We start from the raw sequence: 14,932 nt of genomic DNA, 5'->3' as shown, positions 1-14,932 counted from the left end.
AGCCAATCACATCAGCGAAATCTTCCCGCCGGCATGGCGCTCGACACGGCCTGCCAACTCGAGTTCGAGCAAAATCAGTTGCACCGTAGACGCGTCCTGTCCCGATTGACGCACCAGTTCATCGACCGCGACCGGCGTCGGCCCCAGCAAGTCAATCAGCGACCGGCGCCCGCCTTCGCACGCCTCCGCTGGCGCAGGAGCGGCGGCGTAGCGTTGCACGGGCTCGCGCACCATCCGCACGTCGATCGGCCCGACCGCTTCGAGGACATCGTCGACTGTCTGAATGAGCGTCGCGCCCTCGCGGATCAGCAGATTGCAGCCCTGCGCGCGCGGGTCCAGCGGCGAGCCTGGAACCGCCATCACCTCGCGCCCATAGTCGCCGGCACGCCGTGCGGTGATCAGCGATCCTGACCGCGGCGCCGCCTCGATCACGACCGTGCCGTGCGCGATCCCGGCGATGATGCGATTGCGCGTCGGGAAGTGGCGCGCGAGTGGTTCGGTCCCCGGCGGCTGTTCGGCGATCAACAACTGGTCGCTCGCGATCTTTTCCTGCAGCGCGGCGTTTTCGGGCGGAAAGGCGATGTCGATTCCGCTCGCGATCACGCCCGCCGTCGAGCCCCCGAGCGCGCCGATATGCGCGGCGGTGTCGACACCACGCGCAAGGCCGCTGACAACCGTGACATCGCGGGCGGCGAGGTCCGCCGCGAGTTGGCGCGCGTAGCGGCAGGCGACCGCCGACGCGTTGCGCGCGCCGACGATCGCGACGCATGGACGCCGCAGCATGGACGCATCGCCGCGCACGACAACAACCGGCGGCGCCCCCTCTACCTCACGCAGCATCGGCGAATAATCATCCTCGTCGCTGAAAATATGCCGCGCGCCAAGCGCCGCCACACGCTCGACCTCGCGCTCGGCAACATCAAGGGAGGCGATGCGCGCCTTCCCTGCCCCACCGCGCAGTACGAGATTGGGAAGTGCGTCGAGCGCCGCCTCGCCCGAACCAAAGCGCAACATCAACTGGTGCCAGCTGACCGGCCCGACGTGCGGCGTGCGAATCAGCCGGAGCCGCGCCAGCCGCTCGGAGTGGGTCACGCGCGCCCGGCTCCTTTGTCGGCGTCCTTGCTTCTGCCGATACGCGGCTCGGTCCCGGCGCGCAGCCGCGCGATATTCTCTCGGTGCCGCCACAGCACGATGACCGCGAGACCCGCGAGCCCGATGGCGTAGATGGGATAACCTAAGGCGAGCGCGGCGATCGGTGCCGACACCGCGCCGAGCATCCCGCCGAGCGAGGATATGCGGAGCAACAAGACTGCCGCGAGCCACACGATGGCGAAAATAAGTCCGATCGGCCAGGCGAGCGCAAGTGCAAGGCCCAGCAGCGTCGCGACCCCTTTCCCGCCCCGGAACTTCAGCCACACGGGATAGCAATGACCGATCATCGCGGCAGCACCCGCTATCATCGCGGCATGTTCGCCGAGTTCGGGAACGAAATGGCGCGCGAGCAACACCGCCACCGCGCCCTTTGCACCGTCGAGGATCAGCGTCGCCGCCGCGAGCCCTTTGCGCCCCGTGCGTAGCACATTGGTCGCGCCGATATTGCCTGATCCGATCTGGCGCAGGTCGCCCGCACCGAACAGTCGCGTGAGGATCACGCCGAACGGGATCGACCCCAAAAGGTAACCCGCAGCAATCAGCAAATATAAACTCATGACGTTCCCCGCTCGCTTTGAAGCAATGTGGCGCCGTTACCCGAATCAATCAATGGATTCGGCAAGATTGGCAACCAAAGCGGACGAACTCGCCGCCCCATTGAGTGCCCCCCGGGTCGCTGCTAGGCGGGGCGCATGACCATGCCTGCTCCCGATGCGCCGATCCTCTTCTTCGACAGCGGCCTTGGCGGGCTGACGGTTCTCGGGCCGACGCGCGCATTGCTGCCGACGGCACGGATCGTCTACGCTGCCGATTATGCCGGCCTGCCCTATGGCAAGAAGAGCGACGAAGAACTCGCGGCGCGCGTCCCCGCGCTGCTCGGCCGGCTCGTCGAGCGCTATCAGCCGCGCCTTGCGGTCATCGCATGCAACACAGCCTCGACGATCGCCTTGGGACATGTTCGGGCCGCGCTCGACCTGCCGATCGTCGGCACGGTTCCGGCGATCAAGCCCGCAGCGGAAATGACCAATAGCGGTGTGATCGGCGTTCTGGGCACCGAGGCGACGGTGCGCCAGCCCTATGTCGATGATTTGAGCGCCAGGTTTGCGGGCGGCAAGACCGTCCTTCGGCACGGGAGCCCGGGTCTTGTCACCGGCGCGGAAGCGAAGTTGCGCGGCGATGCAGTCGATCCCGCAGTCATCGCGCGCGCGATTGCGGGCCTGCGCGAGCAACCGGGGGGCGACGCGATGGACGTCATCGTGCTTGCCTGCACCCATTTTCCATTGCTCAAGACGGAATTGCAGGCGATCGCGGGCCCAGACGTCGCGCTGATCGACGGCGCCGAAGGCATCGCGCGTCGCATCGCCCATCTGACCGAAGGGCAGGATTGGCCCGACGCGGCAACGCCCGGCATCGCAGTCTTCACGCGCAGCAACGACCGCCCGCCGCCGCCGCTCGCCGCGCTCTCGCCCTATGGCATCGGGTCGCTCGAGACGATCTGATAGGACAATTTGTCCCATAAGTTGCGAATCGTTCGCACTGGATTTCAGCCAGATTCGGCGTTATTGGCCCGCGTGTTAATAGCCGCCGGAGGGAGCGGCTCAAGAGCTGCACTAGCACCTGACTGCGGGGCTGAGACGTGAACTACAACGATATTTTCGCACGCGCGATCGACCGGCTGCACGAAGAAGGACGCTATCGCGTCTTCATCGATATCCTGCGCAATCGCGGTGCTTTTCCGAACGCACGATGCTTCGCGGGCCACAACGGGCCGAAGCCGATCACGGTGTGGTGCTCGAACGACTATCTCGCGATGGGCCAGCATCCGAAAGTCATCGAAGCGATGGAAGGCGCGCTGCACGACGTGGGTGCCGGTTCGGGCGGGACGCGCAATATTGGCGGCAACACCCATTATCATATCGATCTCGAACATGAACTCGCCGACCTCCACGGCAAGGATGGAGCACTGCTCTTCACCTCGGGGTATATCTCGAACGAAGCGACGCTCGGCACGCTCGGCAAACTGCTGCCGAACTGCATCATCTATTCGGACGAACTCAACCACGCGTCGATGATCGCGGGCATCCGCAACTCGGGCTGCGAAAAGCGCGTGTGGCGGCATAACGACCTCGCGCATCTCGAGGAACTGCTCGCCGCCGACGATCCCGACGCGGCGAAGCTGATCGCGTTCGAAAGCGTCTATTCCATGGATGGCGACGTTGCCCCGATCCATGCGATCTGCGACCTTGCCGACAAATATAACGCGCTCACCTATTGCGACGAAGTCCATGCCGTCGGCATGTACGGCCCGCGCGGCGGCGGCATTACCGACCGCGACGAAGCGGCCGACCGGGTCACGATCATCGAAGGTACGCTGGGCAAGGCGTTCGGCGTGATGGGTGGCTATATCGCCGCCGACAAGAATATTATCGACGTGATCCGCAGCTATGCGCCGGGCTTTATCTTCACGACCAGCCTGTCGCCGGTGCTCGTCGCGGGCGTGCTCGCAAGCGTGCGCCACCTTAAGGCGTCGAGCGTCGAACGCGACGCGCAACAGGAAGCCGCGGCTTACCTCAAGCAGAGCTTCCGCGACGCGGGCCTCCCGGTCATGGATTCGACGACGCATATCGTCCCGCTGATGGTCGGCGATCCGGTGCGAGCGAAGAAGATCAGCGATATCCTGCTCGCCGAATATGGCGTCTATGTGCAGCCGATCAATTTCCCGACCGTGCCGCGCGGCACCGAACGCTTGCGCTTCACGCCCGGCCCGGCGCATGACGAGGCGATGATGCGCGAACTCACCGAAGCGCTGGTCGAAATCTGGGACCGGCTCGAACTGCAACTCCAGAAGGCCGCGTGACGACTGCACCCCGTTACGACGACGTCGTGGTCGGGCGCCGCTCGATCCGCGGCTTTCTCGACAAGCCTGTACCGAAGGCGCTGATCGCCGAGATCCTCGAAGTCGCAATGCGCGCGCCCTCGTCGTTCAACAACCAGTGCTGGAATTTCTCGGTCGTTACCGGGGAACCGCTCGCGGCGATCCGGCAGGGCAACACTGACGGCATCCTTGCGGGCAAGCCCGACAGCCGCGAATTTCGCCGCTTCGACGGCATCGCCGACGACCATCGCGCGCGTCAGATCGAGATCGCGAAACAGCTATTCGGCGCGATGGGCATCGCGCGTGACGACAGGGATGCGCGGCAGGACTGGGTGCTGCGCGGCTTTCGCCAGTTCGATGCGCCGGTCAGCATCGTCGTCACCTATGATCGCGTGCTGCTCGGCAGCGACATTGCGCCCTTCGACTGCGGCGCCGTTACCAATGCGCTGGTTAACGCCGCCTGGTCGCGCGGGCTCGGCTGTGTGATCAACAGTCAGGGGATCATGCAAAGCCCCGTCGTGCGCGAACATGCGCGCATCCCCGACGACCAGGTCATCATGATCTGCGTCGCGATGGGCTGGCCCGATGCCGATTTCCCGGCCAATGCGGTGGTATCGAACCGTAAGAGCGTCGACGAGGCGGTAAGGTTCGTGGGTTTCGAGGATTGATTGGTGAGGTCATTTTCCACGCGATCGGTGCGGTGGTAGATTTCTTCGCCGCAGGAAAACTCGATTACGGACTGCGCAAGCATTTCTGGCTCCGCGCGATCTTTCTTGCAGTCCTCGCAATCGCGATTGGTCTCGCTGCGGGCTCGTTGCTACGTATCGTTGCATAGCTTTTCGCAGAAGGTGCATTTCAACCGCCTTCGACAAGCTCGATGTGCATCGATAAGGTGAACGACGAATCCCCTCCCCGGTCTCGAAAGATTGTCATGCCAACACAGCGTTATAGCTATACCGCCATCACGCTCCACTGGCTCATCGCTCTGTTGCTGGCATTCCAGATCGCGCTCGGCTGGGCGCTTGAGGGGAACAACAGCCCCGAATTGTTCGCACGGTACCAACTCCACAAATCGGTCGGCATCACGATCCTGTTGCTCAGCCTTGCACGTCTCGCGGCTCGCCTGTTCACACCGCGCCCGCCCGCGTCCGACGGCCCGGCATGGACGCGCGCGCTCGCCAGTACGGTGCACTGGCTTTTTTATCTCGCGATGATCCTCGGGCCGCTCACGGGCTGGCTTCTCGTTTCGACCGCGCGGGTTCAGGTCCCCACGCTGCTATACGGCCTCATTCCATGGCCGCACTTGCCTGTTGGCCGAAGCTGGCATGAGCCGGCGGAGTCGATCCACGGCGCGATGGCGTGGCTCGCGATCGGCCTGTTCGCACTGCATATTACCGGCGCGCTTCGCCACCAATGGCTGCTCGGCAAACCCGAACTACAGCGGATGATCCCCTTCGCGCGCGGCAAGGCCGTCGGTGCGGCGATCGGTGCGATCGCGCTGGTTGCCGGTGCTTTCACTGCAGGCAATTCAATCTATCCGGACAAGAAGCAGGCAACCACGAAACAGCGGCCGGCGGCACCGGTCACGCCGATCTCGGCAGCGACTACCACGCCCGCCCTTTCGGCCGAAGCACCCGAAGCTCAGGCGGCCGAAGAAGCGGTGGCTGAAGATACGAAGCAGCCGCTCGCCGACTGGACGGTCGCATCGGGCGGACGGCTGGGCTTCACGGCACGCTGGAATGGCGAAGCGATCGACGGCCGCTTCGGTCGCTGGCGCGCCGCGATCCGTTTCAGCCCTGACGAGCTGGCGAATTCGACAATTCGCGTGACGGTCGATCTCGGGTCGGCCGACACGGGCGACGGACAGCGCGACGATTCGCTGAAGAGCAGCGATTTCTTCGACGTCGGCGCGCATCCGAGCGCAGTCTTCGCCGCGCGCGATATCCGCCATCTTGGCGGCGACAAATATGAGGCACGCGGCACGCTCGACCTACGCGGCACCAGCAAGCCCGCAACGCTGCGCTTTACCTTGCGCATCGAGGGCGACCGTGCGCACGTTGCCGGAACCGCGCGCATCGACCGTACAGCCTTCGGCGTCGGTCAGGGCGAATGGGCGGCGACCGACGCGATCGCCGCTGCCGTGGATATCATCTTTTCCTTCAACGCCACACGTCCGGCGTCCTGATCGATCAGGACGAAGGGCGCATCATGCCCCAGAAATGCGGGCCGCCGGGTACGTCCCATTGGACTTGGGTAACGAACCCGAGCCGCTCGTAAAGCGGGACGACGGTTCGCAGGAACTCGAGCGTGCCGCTGTGCGCCTGCCCCGGCGCGCGCCAGAGAGCCGCAGCCTCGTCGTCCGGCGAGCGCAGCGCGACGCCGACGCGGACATCAGCGGGGACGAGGACCCGAAACAGGCTGCGGAGCGCGCGGGCGCGGTGATCGGGGTCGGGCAATATCCACGACAGCGCGGGGTCTGTCTGAAACGCCTGTGCCAGTGTTTCGGCGACGGAAGCCAATTCGGCGGTCCCCGCCGGCGAGATCATATCGGTCATTGCGCCTCCCCCCACCAAAGGAGCAGGTGTCGCGCGGCTTGGCAAGACTAGCGCGGGCGTTTGTCGAGCCGCAACGCCCAGGCATAACCCCGATAGAGCCGAGTCACCGCGAGCCGCGCACCGGCATCGTTCGCGGCTTCGCGCGCGGCTTCGATCAGCAGTGCGCGTGGTTCGACATGAAAGCGCGCGAGCCACGCGAACAGCGTGCTGCGGAACCAGTCAGGCATATCCTCCTGCTGTCCGAAATCGACGATATGCAGCGAACCATAAGTCGACAGATGGCGCATCGCTTCACCGATCGCGCCCTGCCAGTCGGGGATCATCGACAATGTATAGCTTTGAAAAATACGGTCGAAACTGGCGGTACGGAACAACGCGTTCGGATCGAAACCTGTTGCGTCAGCCTGTGCAACGCTCACGCGTCGCGCCAGCCCCGCGTGGGCGATCGCGGCGCGAGCCGTTTTCAGCATCTCTTCGGAAATATCTATCCCGTGAAATTTGGCGCTCGGCCAGCAGCGCGCCGCTGCGATAAGATTACGCCCCGTGCCGCAACCGATTTCGAGTACATGTCCGCCGGCCGGAGGCGACAGTTCATCGATCAAGCGGTCGCGCCCAAGCAGGTAATATTTGCGCGTCAGGTCATAGATGTGACGCTGTCCGCGATAGACGCCGTCCATGCGTGCGGCATGCCCATCCCCCCGGATCATCGTCAGCCTTTCAGGATATAGAGGTGGACCCCGCCGTAGATCGCCGAGCGATCGCGCCGTGTGTAATCGAGCGATTCGGCGGCGCGATAATCCCATCGCCGCAGCAGGTCGTCGGGAAGCCGACCCGGCAGCAAGCTTGGTTCGGCGGCGGTGCGAAAAAGGACGCGGGCACCGGGGCGGGCGGTCCGCGTGACTTCGCTCCACAGGGCGGTCAATTGCGCGTCGCTCATCCAGTCCTGCGCATCGAGGAATATGTAACGGTCAAAGCTGTTCGCATCGGCCGCCGCGAGCATGTCGGTCATGTTCGCGTGAAGCACCGTAACCCGCCCCGCGCGGGCGCGGACGGCGGCATAATGATCCGCGTGCAGATAGGGCGGCAACGACGCAGCGGCGTGCTTTCCATAGCCGCGACCAAAGGCTTGCCAGGCGAAATAATTATCCTCGAGCGCAAAATCGCAGGTCAATTTTTCAAGGCGCGCGCGCAACACATCGGCCATCGGCCTTCCGTCCGCGAGCGCGTCATATTGCGCCGGCGGAATGCCCAAACCGAACAGCGACGATCGCTGGTCCGTGACCCAACGGATGAACTTGCGATCGAAGAAGGGCGCGAACTTCGTCTCGAAAATCGTGCGCTGTTCTTCGATCGTCTTCGCTTCGAGGAACTGGCGCGGATCGACGCGGTGCATGCGAGCGACGAGGTGCGCGACCCCGATAAAATTACCGAGCAGTCCGCGCTTGTAGAGCCCGTGCGCGAAGCCGTTGATCCGGCGGCGCCCGACCAGGTCGCGGCCTTCCCAATAGCGGCGGGTTACCTCGTCCAGGTGGGGTCGGACGAAGGCACGATAGTCTGCGATGTTGCTGCTGTTGTCGGCGTCGGCGAAAAAGCGGCGAAGGCTCGCATGATCGGACAACCGCTGGATCGCCACGCGTTTAAGATTGTTAAGTGCGACATGCGCGGTGTTGAGGTCGACCGCGACAATCTCCGCCGGGTCGGCGGTCAGATAGGAAAAGACATTGCAGCCGCCGCTGGCGATCGTGGCGATCCGGTTGCCCGGTTCGATCGCCAGCGCCTCCATATCGACGACCGGGTCTTCCCATATCTGGGCATAGACGAGGCCTTTGAACGCTAGCGCGAAAGCGCGGTCGAGCAGGCGTTGTTTCTGCTCGCCATCCTCGCGAACGACGGCGGCGGCGATCTTGCGATTGGGTCGGCTGGCCATGCGAATGGGTATCCCGGACAAGGTTGATCCGGGGCTGCCCATTGCATGCTTTCATGCGATTTCCGTGCCGGTTCGATGACAATCCGGCGACATACGAGAAAATATGCGTACCTCGACAATCGTCATTCCCGCGTAGTCAGCGACTCTGCGGGAATGACGAAGATATTTGTCAGTCGCGGCAGTAGCCCTCACCTTCCTTCACGATCAGGCATTCCTTCTTGCCGGCCAGATATTTGAGACCGGTTTCGTCGCCGTTGCCGCGACGCAGGCTGAGTTCCTCGGTCCCGCGCTTGAACTTGATGCCATGCTCGCTGTCTTCGCCATCATAGGTCCCCTTGGTGTCGAGGTCCGACTGCATTTCGAGCTTGTATTTCCCTGGCGCGGCGGTCGTGATCGTGGCGTACATGCCCTCGACCCCGGTCCACTTACCTGCCCAGCTCGCGAAGCGATGCGGCGCGGTCGCGGGATCGGTTGCCTCTGCGCCCTCGGCCGGAACGGTCTCGACCGGAACCTCGGTGGTCGTGGCATCGGTCGGCGCAGGCGCGGGCGCCTCTGCCTTTTCGCAGCCGGCCAATAGAACCAGCGCCGCAGCGCCCGCCAAAATTGCACTCTTCTGCATCATGCTTCTCCTTCCCCGTCCAAACGCATGTCGGCGGATAAGTTTCCGCCAGCCTATTCGGTGATGATCTCCGCGAATTTCAGCGGATCGACATTGCCGCCCGACAGCGTGACGAGAGTCGCGTCCGTTACCGACACTTTGCCCGCGAGCACCGCCGCCAACGCGGCCGCTCCGCCGGGCTCGACGACAAGGTGCAGCTTCTCGAACGCCAGCCGCATTGCATCGCGCACTTCGCTGCGCGTCACGGCAACGCCCTTTACGCCGCGCGCCTGCAGCACCGCGAAGTTGATCGGCCAGGTTTGTGGCGTCTGCAAGGCGTCGCATTCGGTCGGATAGGTCATATCCTCGACCGAAAGGATTTCGCCGGCAGCAAGGCTGCGCGTTACATCGTCCCAGCCTTCGGGCTCCACGGCAACAATTTCGGCCTCGGCCAGCGCAAGAGCGAGTCCTGCCGACAGACCGCCCCCGCCACAGCAGGCGACAACCTTGTCGGGGCTGCCGATCCCGCGCGTAACCATCTGCGCTTTCGCTTCGGTTCCGGCGCTGCCCTGTCCCTCTATGACCCACGGATCACCATAGGCATGGACGAGCGTCCCGCCGCGTTCGGCGAGCAGCTTTGCCGCGACCGCGTCGCGCGATTCGGTCACGCGATCATAGAGCACGACCTCGGCGCCCAGTTGGCGCGTTGCGGCAAGCTTCATCGCCGGCGCATTGCTCGGCATCACGATCGTCGCTTTGATCCCCAGCTGCTTTGCCGCCCATGCGACGCCTTGCGCATGATTGCCGCTCGATACACCGACGACGCCCGCCGCCGCCTGTTCGGGCGTCAGATCGGTCAACCGGTGCCAGGCGCCGCGGATCTTGAACGCTCCGACGGGTTGCAGGCATTCCGCCTTGCACCAGATCGTCTTGCCATCGACTTCGAGCGGCAACAGCGGGGTTTGCGGGAGCAATGCAGCGACTTTCGCCGCGGCGCGTTCGACACCCGCAAGCGTGGGTGCGCGGTTCGGATCGAGCAAGGGATCGGGGCTTTGCTGTGTCATGGCTTCGTCCTATAGGGCCGGCCATACAAGACAAGCCACATAGGTAGGCGCAGGAGATTTTTCGATGAGCAAGGTTCTGGTGATCGGCGCAGGCGGCGTCGGTTCGGTCGCGGTGCACAAGATGGCGATGAACCCCGACATTTTTCCCGACATCACGCTGGCGAGCCGCCGCAAGTTCAAATGCGACGCGATTGCCGAATCGGTGAAGGAACGCACCGGCGTCACGATCAAGACCGCCGAAGTTGACGCCGACCATATCGACGCGACCGCAGCGCTGATCCGCTCGATCGGCGCGACACATGTCGTCAATCTCGCACTTCCCTATCAGGACCTCACGATTATGGAGGCCTGTCTGTCGACCGGCGCGCATTATCTTGATACCGCCAACTACGAACCCCGCGACGAGGCGAAGTTCGAATATCATTGGCAGTGGGCCTATCAGGACCGCTTCAAGGAGGCTGGTCTGATGGCGCTGCTCGGTTCGGGTTTCGATCCGGGCGTGACGAGCGTGTTCACGACCTGGCTCAAGAAGCATCATTTCGACCGCATCGACACGCTCGATATTCTCGATTGCAACGGCGGCGATCATGGCCAGCATTTCGCGACCAACTTCAACCCTGAGATCAACATTCGCGAAGTGACCGCTGTCGCTCGTCACTGGGAAAATGGCGACTGGGTCGAAACCCCGCCGATGTCGGTGAAGCAGCAGTTCGATTTCGAGGCTGTCGGCCCGAAGACGATGTACCTCATGTATCATGAGGAGATCGAAAGCCTCAAAACCCACTTGCCCGAAATCAAACGCATCCGTTTCTGGATGACATTCGGCGAGGCCTATATCACGCACCTTACCGTCCTCCAGAATGTCGGCATGACGCGCATCGATCCGGTGATCTACGAAGGCCGCGAGATCGTACCGCTGCAGTTCCTGAAGGCCGTCCTTCCCGAACCGTCGAGCCTCGGCGAGACCACCAAGGGCAAGACGAACATCGGCGTCATTGCGACCGGTCTGGGCAAGGATGGCAAGGAAAAGACGCTCTATCTCTATAATATCTGCGACCATGAGGATGCCTATGCCGAAACGGGCAATCAGGCGGTGAGCTACACCACCGGCGTGCCGGCGATGATCGGCGCCGCCATGATGGTCACCGGCACGTGGAACGGCGACGGCGTGTTCAACATGGAACAGATGGATCCCGATCCCTTCATGGACATGCTCAACAAGCATGGCCTGCCCTGGCAGGTGAAGGAATTGGACGGTCCGCTCGATTTCTGAGCGATTTTACGTTTTTCGTCATTTCCGCGAAAGCGGGAACCCGTTAGCCACGGCGAAACTGGGTCCCGCTTTCGCGGGAATGACGAAAGGTAGCCCGAATGAAATTGCAATTGGCAGCGATCGCCTTGTTTGCTGCTTTCGCCACGCCCGCCGCGGCTCAAACCGACGACACCTATGCCCCGGCACGCGCAATCGTCGCCGACATCGGTAAAATTGTTACGCCAAACGGTGTGCAGGAGACCTTCGAGGCCACCCTCGGCGGGGCGCGGCAGGTCGTGAACGTGCGCGGTTCGGACCGCGACAATCCCATCCTGGTTTTCGTGCATGGCGGACCCGGCGCGGTCGAAATGCCCTTTGCCTGGGCTTTTCAGCGGCCGTGGGAGGATGTCTTTACCGTCGTCCAATATGATCAGCGCGGGGCCGGCCGTAGCTATCCGCTCAACGATCCCGCGACCCTTGCGCCGACGATGACACCCGAACGCTACCGCGACGACGCCATCGAACTGATCGAGTTGCTCAAAAAGCGCTATGCCAAACGCAAGGTCGTGCTGATGGGCCATAGCTGGGGCTCGATCGTCGGCCTGTCGGTCGCGGTAAAGCGGCCCGACCTGCTCTACGCCTATGTCGGTGTCGGCCAGGGCATCGATTTTCGCGAAGGCGAAAAGGCCGGTATGGCGTGGACGCGGGCCAAAGCGCTCGCGGCAGGGAATATGGAGGCCGTCCGTGCGGTCGATGCTCTCGCACCCTATCCGAGCGGCGAGTTCACGATTGCGAAAGCCGACGGCTGGCGCAAATATGCGATCCCCTACGGCTCGCTCATCTATAACAAGCCCGACCTCAAATATTATTTCCAGACGCCGCGCCTTTCGCCTGAATATAGCGAGGCCGACCGACAGGCGTGGGGCAAGGGCAGCGAGTTTTCTGTGACGACGCTCTGGCCGCGTTTGGCCGATGTCAGCTTCACGAAGGTCAAGAAGATGGATGTACCGCTGGTCTTCCTGCTCGGACGGCATGATTATACTGTCCCTTCGCCGGTGGCGGCCCAGTGGTTCGGACAGGTTGAAGCACCCTCAAAGAGGCTCGTCTGGCTCGAACATTCGGCGCATATGCCGATGGTCGAGGAGCCGGGTCATTTCTTCGCCGCGCTGCTCCGCGACGTGCTGCCGCTGACGAAGGACCGGAAATGACTGCCTATCTCGCGCCGATCGGCCTGCTGTTCGTATCGAACATCTTCATGACATTTGCTTGGTACGGCCAGCTTGGCGCCGTGTCGCGGCCCGTCTGGCTGGCGGTGCTGATCGCATGGGGAATCGCCTTTTTCGAATATTGTCTTGTCATCCCCGCGAACCGCATAGGCTATGGCGTTTACAGCGCCGCCGAACTCAAGACCTTGCAGGAAGTGATTACACTGGTCATATTCGCTGGGTTCGCGGTCTTCTGGCTCGGTGAGAAGCTGACCCTGAACCATCTCGTCGGCTTCGGTCTGATCGCGGCGGGTGCGTTCTTCATCTTCAAGGGACCGATTGCGGTCTGACAGGAAACACAAGCGACATGGAAACCCGTGCCGGCGATCCCGGAGCCTTTGCCCGCTTCGACCTGACCCGAGTCCCCTCTCCCGCATTCATCGTCGATGCCGCAAAGGTGCGCGCCAACCTCGCGTTGCTGCGCCATATCGGCGACGCGTCGGGTGCGCGCGTACTGGCGGCGCTCAAGGCGTTCTCGATGTGGTCCCTGGGGCCGACCGTCATCGAATATCTCGACGGCGTATGTGCTTCCGGCATCTATGAAGCGAAGCTCGGGCGCGGCGAATATGGCGGCGAAGTCGCAACCTATTGCGCGGGCTACAAGGAAGCTGACCTGCCCGAGATCGCGGCGCTGTCCGACCATCTGATCTTCAACTCGCCGGGGCAGATCTCACGCTTCCGCCCATTGCTCGATGAATTGCGGGCGAACGGCGAAACATTCGACATCGGCCTACGCATCAATCCGATGCACAGCGAAGGCGAGGTCGCGAAATATGATCCTGCGGCGCCGTGCAGCCGCCTCGGCTTCCCGATCAGCCAGCTTCTTCCCGAACATATGGAGGGCGTCGACGGCATCCATATGCACAGTCTGTGCGAACAGGATTTCCCGCCGCTGCAGCGCACGTGGAACGCGGTGCAACCGATGCTGCGCCCCTTCTTCAGCCAGCTCAAATGGATCAATTTCGGCGGCGGCCACCATGTCACGCGGGCCGATTATCAGGTCGATGATCTGATCGCCTTCCTGAAGCAGGTGCGTGCATCGACCAACTGCGATGTGATGATCGAGCCCGGCGAGGCCATCGCGCTGGACGCCGGCATCCTCGTCGGCGAGATACTCGACCTGTTCGACAATGGTATGCAGATCGGTATCACCGACATTTCGGCAACCTGCCACATGCCCGACGTCATCGAGGCGCCCTACCGCCCCGCGATGCTCGATGAGGGCGACGAGGGCATGCCGGTCCGGCTCGGGGGCCCATCATGCCTGGCGGGCGACGTCATTGGCGATTACCGCCTTCCCGGCGGCGCGCGCATCGGGCAACGTTTCGCATTCCTCGACCAGGCGCATTATTCGATGGTCAAAACCAACACCTTCAACGGCGTGCCGCTACCGTCGATCTGGCTGTGGGACAGCGAGAGTGACGCACTCAAGCTGATCCGCGAGTTCGGTTATGAGGACTTCAAGACGCGGCTCGGATAAGGTCGCGTCAGAAGTGCGAAGCGTTGAAAATCAACGCGACCGCCCGGCCCCGCGCATCGGTGGCGGCGAGCGAATTCCAGATGTCTTCGCATTCGAACCCGCATTGGATGTCGCGATTTTCGTGGCGTGCGGTAATCTTGTAGCGCCCTGCCGGCGCCTGTCGGCACGCATTCGCGGCCCGCGCCTTGCCGAACGCCTGATTCTGGACCGCCTTATTCCCCTTCGTGGGGATCGCCCGAACGGCGGCACGCGCACCATCGACAGTCGCGCATAGATAGAGCGTGCTCATCGTTGCCGGATCGTAGTTGATCAGACCATTGGGCGCGAATTCGGACAACCAGCGCTCGAAATCGGTGCGGGGATGCTTGTTGTTTCCCATTTCATCGACGATCCCGACGACCCGAACGCCCTTGGCGTTCGCGCCGCGATAGATAAGATAGGTTTCGCTAGCTGAGGCGAGCTTCAGCGTCCGCCGCGCCACCGCCTGCTGGATCGTGATCACCGACGTCGCATCGGAGCTGTCCTGCGAGCAGCCGGTCGCCGCCAGGCCCTGAAAGAACAGGCTGGTGTCGATCGTATGATTCCGCGGCGCGGGCTGCACGCCATAATAAGTACCCAACATCTGACGCGCTGCCGACTCAGTTGGGCAAATGACCGTCGAAAAATCGTTCGGGATATCGATTTTAGCGGGTAGCGGCTCTCCGCCCCCCTGCACTGCAATCATCATCACCCACGCGGACAAGCTCATCGGCGGTTCCTTTTTT

Annotated in this window: 17 protein-coding genes; 9 read left to right on the top strand and 8 right to left on the bottom strand. The window is 63.0% G+C overall.

The window, feature by feature from the left end:
* Window positions 1–6: 6 nt before the first annotated feature.
* Window positions 7–1,092: a DNA-processing protein DprA gene (dprA, locus tag SC1_RS09140; RefSeq protein WP_062180361.1), complete on the bottom strand. Its 1,086-nt coding sequence runs from the start codon at window positions 1,090–1,092 to the stop codon at window positions 7–9.
* Entirely contained in the window at window positions 1,089–1,709 is a 621-nt protein-coding gene (gene plsY / locus SC1_RS09135; protein ID WP_062180358.1) for a glycerol-3-phosphate 1-O-acyltransferase PlsY, read from the bottom strand. Before plsY ends, dprA begins: the two co-directional genes overlap by 4 nt.
* Before the next feature lie 135 nt (window positions 1,710–1,844).
* Between plsY and murI the strand changes: the two genes are divergently transcribed.
* The 5 genes from murI (at window position 1,845) to SC1_RS09115 (ending at window position 6,212) form a co-directional block, all read left to right on the top strand.
* Window positions 1,845–2,651 (top strand): glutamate racemase, encoded by an 807-nt coding sequence (gene murI, locus SC1_RS09130; RefSeq protein ID WP_062180354.1) that lies wholly within the window; start codon window positions 1,845–1,847, stop codon window positions 2,649–2,651.
* A 137-nt stretch (window positions 2,652–2,788) separates the two neighbouring features.
* On the top strand, window positions 2,789–4,009 hold the full coding sequence (hemA, locus tag SC1_RS09125; RefSeq protein ID WP_062180351.1) for a 5-aminolevulinate synthase: 1,221 nt from the start codon (window positions 2,789–2,791) through the stop codon (window positions 4,007–4,009).
* The gene (locus tag SC1_RS09120) at window positions 4,006–4,695 is read left to right on the top strand and encodes a nitroreductase family protein (protein ID WP_062180349.1); all 690 of its coding nucleotides are present in this window, start codon (window positions 4,006–4,008) and stop codon (window positions 4,693–4,695) included. The genes hemA and SC1_RS09120 overlap by 4 nt, the downstream gene beginning before the upstream one ends.
* Complete coding sequence (locus tag SC1_RS22160) at window positions 4,692–4,862, top strand: hypothetical protein (RefSeq protein ID WP_193749139.1); 171 nt, start codon at window positions 4,692–4,694, stop codon at window positions 4,860–4,862. Before SC1_RS09120 ends, SC1_RS22160 begins: the two co-directional genes overlap by 4 nt.
* A 96-nt stretch (window positions 4,863–4,958) precedes the next feature.
* On the top strand, window positions 4,959–6,212 hold the full coding sequence (locus SC1_RS09115; protein WP_062180347.1) for a YceI family protein: 1,254 nt from the start codon (window positions 4,959–4,961) through the stop codon (window positions 6,210–6,212).
* Between the two features lie 4 nt (window positions 6,213–6,216).
* On the opposite strand, the gene SC1_RS09110 is transcribed toward SC1_RS09115, so the two are convergent.
* The 5 genes from SC1_RS09110 to SC1_RS09090 all read right to left on the bottom strand — a co-directional run bounded on the left by SC1_RS09110 (window position 6,217) and on the right by SC1_RS09090 (window position 10,171).
* Window positions 6,217–6,582 (bottom strand): hypothetical protein, encoded by a 366-nt coding sequence (locus tag SC1_RS09110; RefSeq protein ID WP_152682341.1) that lies wholly within the window; start codon window positions 6,580–6,582, stop codon window positions 6,217–6,219.
* Window positions 6,583–6,629: 47 nt separating this feature from the next.
* Window positions 6,630–7,289 (bottom strand): class I SAM-dependent methyltransferase, encoded by a 660-nt coding sequence (locus SC1_RS09105; protein WP_062180343.1) that lies wholly within the window; start codon window positions 7,287–7,289, stop codon window positions 6,630–6,632.
* Window positions 7,290–7,291: 2 nt separating this feature from the next.
* Complete coding sequence (locus SC1_RS09100) at window positions 7,292–8,509, bottom strand: DUF3419 family protein (RefSeq protein ID WP_062180340.1); 1,218 nt, start codon at window positions 8,507–8,509, stop codon at window positions 7,292–7,294.
* A 169-nt stretch (window positions 8,510–8,678) separates the two neighbouring features.
* Window positions 8,679–9,128 (bottom strand): hypothetical protein, encoded by a 450-nt coding sequence (locus SC1_RS09095; protein ID WP_062183873.1) that lies wholly within the window; start codon window positions 9,126–9,128, stop codon window positions 8,679–8,681.
* Window positions 9,129–9,181: 53 nt separating this feature from the next.
* Window positions 9,182–10,171 carry a threonine/serine dehydratase gene (locus SC1_RS09090; RefSeq protein WP_062180337.1) on the bottom strand — a complete coding sequence of 330 codons (990 nt, stop codon included), beginning with the start codon at window positions 10,169–10,171 and terminating at the stop codon, window positions 9,182–9,184.
* 64 nt (window positions 10,172–10,235) lie between these two features.
* Between SC1_RS09090 and SC1_RS09085 the strand changes: the two genes are divergently transcribed.
* From SC1_RS09085 to SC1_RS09070, 4 genes are all read left to right on the top strand, one after another.
* Window positions 10,236–11,444: a saccharopine dehydrogenase family protein gene (locus tag SC1_RS09085; protein ID WP_062180333.1), complete on the top strand. Its 1,209-nt coding sequence runs from the start codon at window positions 10,236–10,238 to the stop codon at window positions 11,442–11,444.
* A gap of 98 nt (window positions 11,445–11,542) precedes the next feature.
* Window positions 11,543–12,631, top strand: a complete 1,089-nt coding sequence (locus SC1_RS09080) for an alpha/beta fold hydrolase (RefSeq protein WP_062180331.1) — start codon at window positions 11,543–11,545, stop codon at window positions 12,629–12,631.
* Entirely contained in the window at window positions 12,628–12,978 is a 351-nt protein-coding gene (locus tag SC1_RS09075) for a DMT family protein (protein ID WP_062180329.1), read from the top strand. The genes SC1_RS09080 and SC1_RS09075 overlap by 4 nt, the downstream gene beginning before the upstream one ends.
* Window positions 12,979–12,995: 17 nt before the next feature.
* The gene (locus SC1_RS09070; RefSeq protein WP_062180327.1) at window positions 12,996–14,168 is read left to right on the top strand and encodes a carboxynorspermidine decarboxylase; all 1,173 of its coding nucleotides are present in this window, start codon (window positions 12,996–12,998) and stop codon (window positions 14,166–14,168) included.
* A gap of 7 nt (window positions 14,169–14,175) precedes the next feature.
* Here SC1_RS09070 and SC1_RS09065 read toward each other — a convergent pair whose 3' ends face one another.
* On the bottom strand, window positions 14,176–14,916 hold the full coding sequence (locus SC1_RS09065; RefSeq protein ID WP_062180324.1) for a hypothetical protein: 741 nt from the start codon (window positions 14,914–14,916) through the stop codon (window positions 14,176–14,178).
* Between the last annotated feature and the right edge of the window lie 16 nt (window positions 14,917–14,932).

The sequence above is a fragment of the Sphingopyxis sp. C-1 genome (genome assembly GCF_001047015.1).
GTDB lineage: Bacteria > Pseudomonadota > Alphaproteobacteria > Sphingomonadales > Sphingomonadaceae > Sphingopyxis.
This window is presented reverse-complemented; position numbering and strand designations above follow the sequence as displayed.